Annotated in this window: 10 protein-coding genes; 8 read left to right on the top strand and 2 right to left on the bottom strand. The window is 61.4% G+C overall.

What is annotated here, in order from left to right; genetic code table 11:
* The first annotated feature begins 2 nt into the window (after positions 1-2).
* The 8 genes from HDE72_RS11390 to HDE72_RS11355 all read left to right on the top strand — a co-directional run bounded on the left by HDE72_RS11390 (position 3) and on the right by HDE72_RS11355 (position 10301).
* Positions 3-725, top strand: a complete 723-nt coding sequence (locus HDE72_RS11390; protein ID WP_311735226.1) for a FecR family protein — start codon at positions 3-5, stop codon at positions 723-725.
* A 91-nt stretch (positions 726-816) separates the two neighbouring features.
* On the top strand, positions 817-3237 hold the full coding sequence (locus tag HDE72_RS11385; protein WP_183740687.1) for a heavy metal translocating P-type ATPase: 2421 nt from the start codon (positions 817-819) through the stop codon (positions 3235-3237).
* Between the two features lie 5 nt (positions 3238-3242).
* On the top strand, positions 3243-3650 hold the full coding sequence (gene cueR, locus HDE72_RS11380) for a Cu(I)-responsive transcriptional regulator (RefSeq protein ID WP_183740684.1): 408 nt from the start codon (positions 3243-3245) through the stop codon (positions 3648-3650).
* A gap of 96 nt (positions 3651-3746) precedes the next feature.
* Entirely contained in the window at positions 3747-4457 is a 711-nt protein-coding gene (locus HDE72_RS11375; protein ID WP_183740681.1) for an ABC transporter ATP-binding protein, read from the top strand.
* Positions 4454-5851 (top strand): ABC transporter permease subunit, encoded by a 1398-nt coding sequence (locus HDE72_RS11370; protein ID WP_183740678.1) that lies wholly within the window; start codon positions 4454-4456, stop codon positions 5849-5851. Before HDE72_RS11375 ends, HDE72_RS11370 begins: the two co-directional genes overlap by 4 nt.
* Before the next feature lie 8 nt (positions 5852-5859).
* Positions 5860-7326 (top strand): ABC transporter permease subunit, encoded by a 1467-nt coding sequence (locus HDE72_RS11365; RefSeq protein ID WP_183740675.1) that lies wholly within the window; start codon positions 5860-5862, stop codon positions 7324-7326.
* 36 nt (positions 7327-7362) lie between these two features.
* Entirely contained in the window at positions 7363-9543 is a 2181-nt protein-coding gene (locus HDE72_RS11360; RefSeq protein WP_183740672.1) for a TonB-dependent receptor, read from the top strand.
* Between the two features lie 23 nt (positions 9544-9566).
* Positions 9567-10301 (top strand): glutathione S-transferase, encoded by a 735-nt coding sequence (locus HDE72_RS11355; RefSeq protein ID WP_183740669.1) that lies wholly within the window; start codon positions 9567-9569, stop codon positions 10299-10301.
* A gap of 48 nt (positions 10302-10349) precedes the next feature.
* Here the strand turns inward: HDE72_RS11355 and HDE72_RS11350 are convergent, their stop codons facing one another.
* Together HDE72_RS11350 and HDE72_RS11345 are read right to left on the bottom strand one after the other, a co-directional pair.
* Entirely contained in the window at positions 10350-10550 is a 201-nt protein-coding gene (locus HDE72_RS11350) for a heavy-metal-associated domain-containing protein (protein WP_183675884.1), read from the bottom strand.
* Positions 10551-10632: 82 nt separating this feature from the next.
* Positions 10633-11574 (bottom strand): bestrophin family protein, encoded by a 942-nt coding sequence (locus tag HDE72_RS11345; protein WP_183740666.1) that lies wholly within the window; start codon positions 11572-11574, stop codon positions 10633-10635.
* Positions 11575-11702: the final 128 nt, after the last annotated feature.

The raw sequence follows: 11702 nt of genomic DNA, 5'->3' as shown, positions 1-11702 counted from the left end.
CTGTGCTGTGGCTGGTCCTGCTGTGCGCGAGCATGCAGGCCTGGGCCGGGCAGGTGGCGGGCACGGTGATGCAATTGAACGGTCCCTTGTTCGCCAAGAAAGCCGATGGCAAGGTCAAGATCCTGGCCATCAAGTCCGAAGTCGAGTCGGGCGATACCTTGCTGACGGAAAAGGATACCTATGCCCTCATCAAACTGATCGATAACAGCGAAATCACCCTGAAACCGAATACCAGCTTCGTCATCGAACAGTTCAGCTATGAGGCGCAACAGCCCGATGGCGACCACGCCATATTCAGCCTGCTCAAGGGCGGCTTGCGTTCGGTGACGGGCTTGCTGGGCAAGCGCAACAAGGAGCGTTTCGAGATGAAGACGCCGTCGGCCACCATCGGCATCCGGGGCACTACCTTTACGGCGACCCTGGTGGGAGGAGTGCCGGCCACGGCATTGCCCTCATCGGCCGCATCGAGCAGCCTGTCGCCTGGCCTGTACGTGCAAGTGATTGAAGGTATGATTCATGTGAGTAATACGGGTGGGGCGCAAAATTTTGCAGCGGGGCAATTCGGCTTTACGCCGGGCATCCTGCAGCCGCCGATCATCATTCCATCGCATCCTGACATTCAATTCACGCCGCCGCCAGCGTTTTCAGCCGCCACGGGTGCGGCCGGCGCTGGTGCTGGCGGTGCAGGCAAGAATGCAGCGGCCATCGATTGCGTGGTACGTTGATATTGTTATGGCAATCAAATAAGGCTTGACCTTCCCATCATTGGATAGCAGATCCTGAACACATTAGTTAATCTATCGTACAGGATCTGCCATGCACCAGACCGCACTGTCCCCTTCCTTACCATCCTCTTCCTCTGCCCATCAGCAGGCGCTGGCCATCGAAGGCATGAGCTGCGCATCCTGCGTGGGCCGGGTAGAAAAAGCCTTGCTGAAGGTTGACGGCGTGACTGGCGCCAGCGTCAACCTGGCCACGGAAACGGCCAGGGTCGTATCCGACACAGCGATCCCGTTTGCCAGCTTGCAGGCCGCCGTGGAAAAGGCTGGCTATACGGTCGCCCAGCGCGATATCGATTTGAGCGTTGCCGGCATGACTTGCGCCTCTTGCGTGGGCCGGGTCGAAAAAGCCCTGTTGAAAGTACCCGGCGTGGCGGGCGCCAGCGTCAACCTGGCCACCGAAAGTGCGCGTGTGAAAGTTACGGGCGATGCCGATGCGGCTACCCTGATCGCCGCCATCGCCAAGGCGGGCTACGAGGCAAGCGTGCCGGTGGCTAGCTCATCGAACACTCCCATCCAGACGTCCTCGCGCGACGGCCTCAAGGTGGTGCTGGCCGCTATCCTGGCGTTTCCCCTGATGCTGCCGATGTTGCTGGAGTGGGCGGGCATCCACTGGATGTTGCCTGGCTGGCTGCAATTTGCGCTGGCCACGCCCGTGCAGTTTTATTTTGGCGCGCGGTTCTACAAGGCTGGCTGGAAGGCGGTGCGGGCGGGCAGCGGCAATATGGATTTGCTGGTAGCCCTGGGCACCAGCGCCGCCTATGGCTTGTCGGTCTACCAATGGTTGACGGCGGACGGCATGTTGCCGCATCTGTATTTTGAAGCGGCGGCCGTGGTAATTACCCTCGTGTTGCTGGGCAAATGGCTGGAATCGCGCGCCAAGCGGCAAACGGCGTCGGCCATCCGCGCCTTGCAAGTATTACGTCCGGAATCGGCCCGCGTGCGCCGCGATGGCCAGGATAGCGATGTCCCGGTGGCTGACGTGAAAGTCGGTGAGCTGGTGGTGATACGCCCCGGTGAGCGGGTGGCCGTCGATGGCGTGGTGGTGGAAGGCGCCAGCCAGATCAATGAGTCCCTGATCACCGGTGAAAGCTTGCCGGTCGATAAGCATGTGGGCGACAAGGTGACGGGTGGGTCCATCAATGCCGATGGCTTGCTGGTGGTGCGCACCGAGGCGGTAGGCGGCGAGACGACCTTGTCGCGCATCATCCGCCTGGTGGAAGATGCGCAGGCGGCCAAGGCGCCCATCCAGCACCTGGTGGACAAGGTCAGCGCCATCTTCGTGCCCGTGGTGCTGGTGCTGGCGCTGCTGACCTTGCTGGGCTGGTGGCTCACCACGGGCCAGCTGGAAACAGCCATCATCAATGCCGTGGCCGTACTGGTGATTGCCTGCCCATGCGCACTGGGCCTGGCCACGCCGACCGCCATCATGGCCGGCACGGGCGTGGCGGCCCGCTACGGTATTTTGATCAAGGATGCGGAAGCGCTGGAAGTGGCGCATGCCGTCACCACCGTGGTGTTCGACAAGACGGGTACCTTGACGGTGGGCAAACCTGCGCTGGCGGCCCTGCATGCGCACGGTATCGATGAGGTGCGCCTGCTGCAACTGGCGGCCAGCATCCAGCGCGGCAGCGAGCACAGCCTGGCCACCGCCGTGCTGGACGCCGCTGGCGCGCGCAATATCACGCCATTGCCGGCCACTGCTTTGTCCGCCTTGCCGGGGCGGGGCCTGGCGGCGCAAGTCGATGGCCAGGACTTGAAGCTGGGCAGTACGCGGCTGATGCAGGAATTGAAGGTGGACATGGCGCCGCTGGCAGCCCAGGCGCAAACACTGGAAAACACGGGCAACACGATTTCCTGGTTGTCGTCAGGCACGCAATTGCTGGGCCTGTTTGCCTTCAGCGACCAGGTCAAGCCGAACGCGCAGGCGGCCATTGCCCACCTGCATGGCCTGGGCATACAGACCGTGATGCTGACCGGTGACAATCAAGGTAGTGCCGACGCTGTCGGCAAGCTGCTGGGCATCGACGTGGTGGCTGCGAAAATGTTACCAGCCGATAAAACCGCTAAAATTGTGGCGTTGAAAGCCGAGGGCGCGAAGGTCGCCATGGTGGGCGACGGCATTAACGATGCGCCCGCATTGGCGGCGGCCGATGTGGGTATCGCCATGTCGACCGGCACCGATGTGGCCATGCACGCCGCCGGGATTACCCTGATGCGCGGCGACCCGGCGCTGGTGGCCGACGCGATCGATATCTCGCGCCGCACTTACAGCAAGATACGGCAGAATCTGTTTTGGGCATTCATTTATAACCTGATCGGCATTCCGCTGGCCGCCTTCGGCTTGCTCAACCCCATGGTGGCGGGCGCGGCGATGGCGTTCAGCTCGGTAAGCGTGATCAGCAATGCCCTGTTGCTGCGCCGCTGGACAGCGCGCAGCGCACATACCAAGGAGTGATCAGGATGAATATCGGTCAGGCGGCAAGTGAAACGGGCGTATCGGCAAAGATGATACGTTACTATGAAAGCATCACCTTATTGAAACCCAGTGCGCGCACCGATGCCGGCTACCGCGTCTACACGCCGAATGATTTACATGCGCTGCGCTTTATCAAGCGCGCGCGGGGACTGGGTTTTTCGCTGGAGCAAATCCGCGAATTGCTGTCGCTGTGGCAAAACAACCAGCGCGCCAGCGCCGATGTGAAAAACATTGCCTTATCCCATGTGGCCGACTTGAACCAGCGCATCGCCGAATTGACGGAGATGCGCGACACCCTGGCCCACCTGGCGCAATCGTGCCACGGCGACGACCGGCCCGATTGCCCGATCTTGCAAAGCCTGGGAACGGTGGGAGGCGACTGCTGCCATTGAAGCCGTTGAAACCCTCGTTGTTGACGGACTCGCCACTTCGTTATTGATAATCAATTCTCATTAAGGTATTCTGTCGCTTTCAGAAGAAAGTGACTTATGCTTGAAGCAATCGGCCTGCGCAAATGCTATGGCCAACATACCGCCCTGGACAGGCTGGACCTGCGTGTCGCACCCGGCGAAATTTTCTGTTTGCTGGGCGCCAATGGCGCAGGCAAAACCACCACCATCAACCTGTTCCTCAATTTCATTGCGCCCAGCGCTGGCAGCGCATTGATCAATGGTCTTGATGTCAGCCGCAACCCCTTGCGCACCAAGCAGGACGTTGCCTACATTCCAGAGCAGGTCAACCTGTATCCGACCCTGTCCGGACTGGAAAACCTGCGTTATTTCTCGGCCCTGGCACTGGGACATGAACTGACGCGTGCGCGTTTGCTGGGCTTGATGGAGGAAGTCGGCCTCGATCCGGCGGTCGCCGACCGGCGCGTGGCGGGCTATTCAAAAGGCATGCGGCAAAAGGTGTGGATTGCCGTCGCGCTGGCCAAAGAGGCCAAGGCCTTGCTGCTGGACGAACCCACTTCCGGCCTCGATCCCCACGCGGCCAATGAATTCTCGAACTTGCTGATACGCGCCAGCGCCAACGGCGTGGCCGTGCTGACCACCACGCATGACCTGTTCCACGCACGCCATACGGGCACCCGCATCGGCATCATGAAGCAGGGCAAGCTGGTGGAAAATTTTGCCAGCGCCGAGATCAGCGACCGCGAATTGCAGACCGTATATCTGCGCCATATGGAGACGTCGCTATGATCTGGCTGATGGCTCGCCGCGACGTGCTCGAACGCTGGCGCGATGGCCGCCTGCTATGGGCCGGTGGCATGATCATGGTGCTGCTATTGACCGCCCTGGCGATCGGCTACGAACACCGCCAGCAGGCGCGTGCCGAACAGCGTGCCGCCCAAAGCGCGGATTATGCCGATTGGCTCAAGCAGGGGCGCCGCCATCCGCATGATGCCGCGCATCAAGGGATGCACGCGTTCAAGCCCGAGGCGGCCCTGGCGCTGATCGATCCCGGCATCAATCCGTATATCGGCAGCACCATCTGGCTGCAGGCGCATCGGCAGAGCGATGTGATGTTCCGCCCGGCGCAGGACGCCACCGGCCTGCAGCGCTTTGGCGACTTGTCCGCCGGCTGGATCTTGCAGGTGCTGGGGCCGCTGCTGGTGATCGTGCTGGGCTTTAACGCCTTTGCTGGCGAGCGCGAACAGGGCATTTTGCGCCAGGCGCTGAGCCTGGGAGTGCCGGCTTCGCGCATGTTGTGGGGCAAGGCGGCCGCACTGGGCTTCAGCCTGCTGATGCTGCTGGCGCCCCCAGGCCTGATTGCCGGCGTGGCCGCCATGCTGGGCGCCGATCCCGGAACGGGCTTTGACACCTTGCTGCGGTTTGGCTTGCTGGTGCTGTGCTACTGTCTGTATTTCGCCGTGTTCATCTTCCTGACCCTGGGCGTGTCGGCGCTCGCTTCGACTTCGCGCGTGGCGATCACGGTTTTGCTGGCCCTGTGGATCGCCAACGCCGTGATCGCGCCGCGCGTGATGGCTGAACTGTCGCGCCGGCTCTACCCGACGCCGACCCAGCTGCAATTCAACCAGCAACTGGGCGCCGACCTGAAAGCGACTTCCGACCGTTTGTGGCTGGCCAATTTCGGCACCACCGAGCGCTGGGGACGCGACGTGCCGCTCTCGAAGTGGGGCCGCGCCCTGCAGCTCGACGATCATGCCAGCTACGCCGTATTCGACCGCCATTTTGGACGGCTGTGGGATACCTGGGAACGCCAGCAAAGCGTGCAGGAATGGAGCGGCGCCTTGCTGCCCATGCTGGCCATGCGTGCGCTGTCGAGCAATGCGGCGGGTACGGATTTCGGCCATCACCGCAGCTTTACCACGGCGGCGGAACAGCATCGACGGTTGATCCAGAACATCGTCAGCGCAGACCTGGTGCAGCATGCGGATGTACTGGGCGGCCAGCACTTCGCCTACCAGTCGGGACCGGAATTATGGAAACGCATCCCGGCCTTTGATTACCATCCACCCGCTGCCGCCTGGGCCATCGAACGCAGTGGGCGCAGCTTGTTGTCGCTGTGCGCGGCCCTCGCGCTAGCCCTCGTGTTTGCCTGGCAAGCTACTGTGCGGCAGCGCGCTTTTTAAGAAAAATCATGAAAAAAATATTCCAAGGGCGCCGTCTGCGCATGGTGATGGCGGAAGAGCTGCGCCTGCTCGCGGCCGACCGCAGTTTCTGGATTGTCAGTATCGTGTTCCTGCTATTGATAGCCTATGGCTTGTCGAACGGCATCCATCAGGCAACCCTGCACAAGGATGCCCAGGCGGCCATCGTGCATGACGACACACAGCGGCGCACCCAGCAACTGCTCAAACTTGAACACATCATGGCCGGCGACGTGATTCCTGGCCCCTTCGACAACCCGGCCGATCCTACCCATATGGGCGGCGGCTATGGCGCGCACCACGCCATCCTGCCGCCTGCGCCGCTGGCGGCCATTGCGTTGGGACAAGACGATCTGTTTCCCAGTCAATACAAGGTCACCTACGAAAGCAAGATCAGTTTTATCGGCAACAACGATAGCGAAAATCCGTGGAACTTGCTCAGCGGCCATTTCGACCTGTCCTTCGTGGTGGTCTACCTGTTGCCTTTCCTGATCTTTGCGCTGGGCTACAACCTGTTGTCGGGCGAGCGCGAAAGCGGCACCTTGCGCCTGCTGATGTCGCAGCCGCTGGCGCTGTGGACATTGCTGATTGGCAAAGTGGTCAGCCGGGCAGGGATCTTGCTAGCGCTGGCGGTCGTGGAGCCGGCCCTCATCCTGTTGCTGGCGCAGCCGGCTGCGCTCAGCAGCGGCATGTTTGCCCCGTTGGCCTGGCTGGCCACCGTGGGCGTATATGCCTTGTTCTGGTTTGCGCTGGTGCTCGCTGTCAATGCGTGCGGTAAATCGTCGGCGACCAATGCGATGGTGCTGATCATCGCCTGGGTCATGCTGGTGCTGGTATTGCCCGCGTTGCTGAACCTGGCCGTGAACCGGGCCGTGCCGTCGCCCTCGCGAGCCGAACTGGCGACACGCACCCGGGTGCTGACTGCCGAGGCCATGGCGCGCAATAACAAGCTGCTCAGCACCGATTATGCCCATGTCGGCAAACCCGGCGTGCTGGTGCCGAAAGACGGCAGCATCCAGATGGCAGGGCGCTTGCGCGGCATGTTTTTTATCGAGCGCGAAGTCGATCAAAAGATCGCCCCCGAACTGGCCCGTTTTGATCGCCAGCAAGCGCTGCGGCAGGCGCTGGTAGTGCGCTACAGCTTTTTGTCGCCGGCCGCAGTCGCTGCGGAAGCGATGAGCGCCCTGGCCGGCACCGGCCAGCGCCGGCACGCCTGGTTCATGCAGCAAACCTCGGACTATCACGCCGCGTGGAAACAATTCTTCTTTCGCCGCATCGACGCCGGCAAAGCCCTGGCTGTGGCCGATTTCGCCGCCATCCCCCGCTTCACCTGGCGCGAAGAAAACAGCACCGTCGTCAGGCAGGGGGCGTTTATCGCCCTGGTCCAATTGCTCGCACCGTGTTTGCTGCTGCTGGCCTTTGCCGGCTGGCGTTTGCGGCGCTATCAAGTCATCTAAAAAAACCATTACACCACAAAAGAGAGCATGCAAAAAATGAACAGACAGATCTACAAGGCCGCCGCCCTGGCGATGATGAGCGCAGGGACGGTATGGGCCCAGGAGTCCGCGCCGCAGCCGCTGACGGTGGTCGAAGTGCCCGGCACCCGTGACAGCAGCGTAAGTACATTGGATACCAGTGCAGGCGCTGCCAGCCGGCTGGGCCTGACCTTGCGCGAAACACCGGCCTCGGTGGAAGTGATCACCCAGGACACCATGCAAGAGCGGGGCGACCGCACCGTGCTGGACGCCTTGCGCGGCGCGGCGGGCGTGAGCGGCGGCAATCCGCCGTCGGCGCCGGCCAGCCTGTCGATGCGCGGCTTCAATAACGTGCTGTTCCTGTATGACGGCATGCGCAGTTCCGCCGCCGGCATCACGAACCGGGTGGAAGACACCTGGAATTATGAGCGCATCGAGATACTCAAGGGGCCGGCATCGGTGCTCAATGGCGACACGGCCATCGGCGGTATCGTCAATGTCGTGACGCGCAAGCCTGAACGCAACACCAGCCGCGAGCTGATGTTGTCCTACGGCAGCCATGGCGCTTACCGCGCCGCCGTGGACCTGGGCGGGGCCATCGGTGCGAATGGCGCTTATCGACTCGACTATAGCCACAATGAAAGCAAGCTGGGTACGGTGCCGAATGCCGGCGAGAAAATCGACCACCTGACGGGCGCCGTCAGCTTTAATCTGCCGCAAGACGTCAAGCTTGAAGTCAGCCTGGATTATTTGAAGGACAATAACCAGGGCTATTTCGGCACGCCATTGGTGCCACGCGCGTTTGCAACGGAGCCGAGCAGTGTGGTGAGTACGCCGGACGGCAGGGTCATCGATCGCCGCATTGCCGGCAATAACTACAACGTTCTGGACAATGAAAACAGTTCGGAAACCTACTGGGGCAGAGTCAAGCTGAGCGGCAATCTTGCACCCGGATGGCGCTGGCAAAACGAGTTGGCCATCAACCAGGCGCATCGCTTGTTCAAGAATGCGGAAAGCGCTGTTTTTGTCAGTCCGGAGAGCATCGTGCGTGACCAGACCCTGATTACGCACGAGCAGCATTATGTGGCCGACCGTTTTGATCTCAGTCATCAAGGCAGCCTGGCCGGTCTTGCCAACCGCTTTGTGATCGGCACGGAGCTGGGCAAGACCGGCTTTGACAGCGAACGCCGTTTCTCGGATGGCAGCAGCGCCACCCGCGCGCTGCTGACCACCTCCGCGCTCGCGCCCCAGCCTGGATTATTCAAGCCATCGCCTACGCTGTCTACCGGCGCCGGCAACCGGACCAATACCACCACCGATATCAACAGCGCGGCGCTGTTCATGGAAGACGCGCTGAAACTGGGCAGCCGCTTTACCCTGGTCAGCGGCTTGCGTTATGACCATACCGGCCTGGATCGCTCGGTGCGCGATTTGAATACGGGCAGCTTTAGCGCCTTCAGCACCAATCTGAACGCCACCTCGGCACGCCTGGGCGGCGTGTATGACTTTGATGCGACCAGCAGCGCCTACGCCCAGTACACCACGGCCACCTTGCCGGTCAGCACGCTGTTCCTGTACTCGGCAGCCAATACGGCATTCGCACCATCGCGTGGCAAGCAGGCCGAGCTCGGCTTCAAGCAAAGTACGCAGGATGCACGCCTGAGCTGGACGGCGGCCGTGTACCGCATCGAACTCGATAATGTGCTGTCGCGCGATGCGAACAATGCCAATCTGACCGTCAATAATGGCAAGCAATCGTCGCAGGGGCTGGAACTTACGGCGGCATGGCGGGCGACCCGGCAATGGAGCTTGTCCGGCAACGCCGCCATCCTGCGCGCCCGCTTCGACAACCTGATCGAAGCGGGGGGCGTTTCGCGCATCGGTAATGTGCCGACCAATGTGCCTGAGCGCGTGTATAACCTGTTCTCGACGTGGAAGCCTGAAGCGTTGCCGACGGAACTCTTTCTTGGGGTAAATCACACGGGCGCCAGTTTCACGGACACGGCCAACCAGATCCGCATCAACGGGCACACGACGGCCGATGCAGGCGCTGCGTATCGGATAAATAATGCTACGATCACCGTGCGCGTGCGCAATCTGAGCAACAAGCTGTATGCCGATTATGGCGGGCGCGCAAGCAGCCAGGTGTTGCTGGCGCCGCTGCGGACGGTGGAGATCGGCGCCAGGATGGACTTTTAATGTCTTGACCGAAAGGATGGATCATGCGCGCTCCGTATCAACTGTATTACTGGCCCACGATACAGGGGCGTGGTGAATTCATCCGGCTGGCGCTGGAAGAGGCGGGCGCCGGGTATGTCGATATTGCACGTAAACCTGAAAAAAGCGGCATGGGCGTACCGGCCGTGCTGGCTTGCCTCGATGGCGACAGTACGCTGCATCCGGCCTACGCCCCGCCCGTGCTGCGCGATGGCGAACTGCTGATCGCCCAGACACCAAATATTCTGCTGTATCTTGGGCGGCGCCTGGGCCTGGCGCCGCGCGCGGAAGAGGGCAGGCTGTGGCTGAACCAGCTGCAACTGACCATGGCCGACTGGCTGACGGAAGTGCACGATACGCACCATCCGCTGTCGATGAACCAGTATTACGAAGAGCAGAAACAGGCCGCCGCCGTGCGCGCGCAGGATTTCCGCGACACCCGCCTGCCGAAATTCCTCGATTACTTTACGCAGGTGCAGGCCAACAATCCGCGCCGTGGCGGCTGGCTGGCGGGCGCCAAGCTGACGTATGGCGATCTGTCGCTATTCCAGATGCTGGCTGGCCTGCATTATGCTTTTCCGCAAGCCATGGCGCGCCTGGCGCCACGTTATTCCGCCTTGTTCGACTTGCACGATGCGGTGGCGGCACGGCCGAATATCGCCCGCTACCTGAAGTCGAAGCGCAGGATAGCCTTTAATCAGGACGGTATCTTCCGCCATTATCCTGAACTGGACGGCTAAATAAAAACAGCCGGCGTGGGGCCGGCTGTCTGGATGCTGCTATTGCGATTACTGTGCGCTGGTGACCGGATAACCGGCGTCCACGATGGCTGCCTTGATGCTGTCGAGCGCACCGGACGATTCCACTTTCACGCTCTTGCTGGCCAGGTCGATCTGCACCTGGGCGGCCGGGTCGATACCCTGCACGGCCTTGGTGACGGAACCGACGCAATGGCCGCAGCTCATGTTTTCCACTTGCAATTGATACATGACAAGCACTCCTGTAATGGTTAAGTGACTTCACTGTAAGCCTTCCCCCGGTGGCAAGGTCAAGCGAAAGCGCTGATATCGTTTAATTCAAGGTGAAATCATTGGCTTTCATGGGCGGTGGCAGATTGTCGTCCTGCAAGGATTCACGCAGATTGATTTCAATCGCGCGGCACATGGCCGTCAAGGGCAAGTCGTTGGCGTCGGTGCCGAACGGCTCTTCAATTTCATCACCCAGCGCATCGAGGCCAAAGAAGGTGTAGGCGACGATGGCGACCACGAAGGGCGTCATGAAACCGAGCGAATCGACCAGGCCGAAAGGCAGCAAAAAGCAATACAGATAGGCCGTGCGGTGCAGCAGCAGCGAATACGAAAACGGAATCGGCGTGCTGCGGATGCGCTCGCAGGAAGCGCCGGCCCCGACCATGGCGCTGATGGTGCCATCGATCTGCGCAGCAAGGATGCTGTCGATACGGCCTTGCTGCACGCAATCGGCCAGGTCGTGGCCCATCTGCAGCATCAGGTAATCGGATGGATTTGACGCCTTGCCTGCCGCTTCCCATTCGGCCGGGCGCAGCAGCGGCTGCAGGTCGGACTGGCCGCGCGTGTCGCGCAACTGGTGGCGCAGCGCATGGCAAAAAGCGATGGTGCGGTAAATCATGCGCACGCGCACATCGTCCAGGCCCAGCCTGGCGTGGGCCGGTGCCTCGCTGCGTATCATGCTTTGGCATTGACGCGAAAAGTTGCGGCTGCGCAGCACCAGTTCTCCCCACAGCTTGCGCCCTTCCCAGTAACGGTCATAGGCGGCCGTGTTGCGGAAACCCAGGAAGATGGCCAGCGGCAAGCCGATCAGGGTAAACGGGATGGTGGTCAGTATCACCTTGTGATCAAACAAAGTGCCGTGGCACCAGGTGATGAAGGCGGCGAACAGCGTGTTGGCGATCAGGGTGTTGAGGATGCGGGGCAGGACGGAACCGCGCACGACCAGGAACAGTTTTAACGCCGAGGGGCGGTCACGCACGATCATGCTGCGCCCCCGGATAGTGTGAAGTGAAAGGTTTCCAAGTGAAACGGCGGCAAGTGCCGGGTACAAAAAACCCGCTGTGTGCGCGGGCTGGACTGGGTGTGCATGGGAGGCAGTGTAGGGGAGACGGC

This window comes from Janthinobacterium saanense (genome assembly GCF_014200675.1).
In the GTDB taxonomy this organism is placed as follows: Bacteria; Pseudomonadota; Gammaproteobacteria; order Burkholderiales; family Burkholderiaceae_D; genus Janthinobacterium.
Note: the sequence above shows the minus strand (reverse complement) of the source record. Positions and strands in the feature narration are given on the sequence as shown.

Bases quoted from the DNA above. Each gene is read 5' to 3' on its own strand.
- HDE72_RS11370 (WP_183740678.1), top strand. From the start codon at position 4,454: ATGATCTGGCTGATGGCTCGCCGCGACGTGCTCGAACGCTGGCGCGAT.
- HDE72_RS11365 (WP_183740675.1), top strand. From the start codon at position 5,860: ATGAAAAAAATATTCCAAGGGCGCCGTCTGCGCATGGTGATGGCGGAA.
- HDE72_RS11375 (WP_183740681.1), top strand. From the start codon at position 3,747: ATGCTTGAAGCAATCGGCCTGCGCAAATGCTATGGCCAACATACCGCC.
- HDE72_RS11345 (WP_183740666.1), bottom strand. From the start codon at position 11,574: ATGATCGTGCGTGACCGCCCCTCGGCGTTAAAACTGTTCCTGGTCGTG.
- HDE72_RS11385 (WP_183740687.1), top strand. From the start codon at position 817: ATGCACCAGACCGCACTGTCCCCTTCCTTACCATCCTCTTCCTCTGCC.
- HDE72_RS11355 (WP_183740669.1), top strand. From the start codon at position 9,567: ATGCGCGCTCCGTATCAACTGTATTACTGGCCCACGATACAGGGGCGT.
- cueR (WP_183740684.1), top strand. From the start codon at position 3,243: ATGAATATCGGTCAGGCGGCAAGTGAAACGGGCGTATCGGCAAAGATG.
- HDE72_RS11350 (WP_183675884.1), bottom strand. From the start codon at position 10,550: ATGTATCAATTGCAAGTGGAAAACATGAGCTGCGGCCATTGCGTCGGT.
- HDE72_RS11360 (WP_183740672.1), top strand. From the start codon at position 7,363: ATGAACAGACAGATCTACAAGGCCGCCGCCCTGGCGATGATGAGCGCA.